Below are 304 nucleotides of genomic sequence, written 5' to 3'. Positions count from 1 at the left end.
TATCTAACATGATACGGGTAGCCATGTCATCCACACGCCACTCGGGAATGGTGCCATTCAGAACGGCGATGGTCAGATTGGTCCCCCAGAAGGTGTAGGGGCTACCCAGGGTAGTGTCACCGGGCATGGACATATCCAAGCCAGCCAAAGCATCTCCAACGCCACTGTGGTGGGCGCCCCAATCTGACATGACAAACCCTTGGAAGCCGAGCTCGGCCTTGAGAAGCTTGTTCAGAGTGTAGCTGTTGGAGCAGCCGTAGCTGTTGTTAATCTGGTTATAAGAGCACATGACGGAACGTGTCTA

General features: G+C 53.9%; 1 protein-coding gene. It reads right to left on the bottom strand.

What is annotated here, in order from left to right; all coding sequences use genetic code 11:
• Window positions 1–289 (bottom strand): glycoside hydrolase family 3 N-terminal domain-containing protein (locus GSQ92_RS29770; protein ID WP_305782239.1); only part of this gene is annotated, 289 nt, incomplete at its 3' end.
• Window positions 290–304: the final 15 nt, after the last annotated feature.

Source organism: Acidisoma sp. S159, assembly GCF_009766125.1.
In the GTDB taxonomy this organism is placed as follows: Bacteria; Pseudomonadota; Alphaproteobacteria; order Acetobacterales; family Acetobacteraceae; genus Acidisoma.
This window is presented reverse-complemented; position numbering and strand designations above follow the sequence as displayed.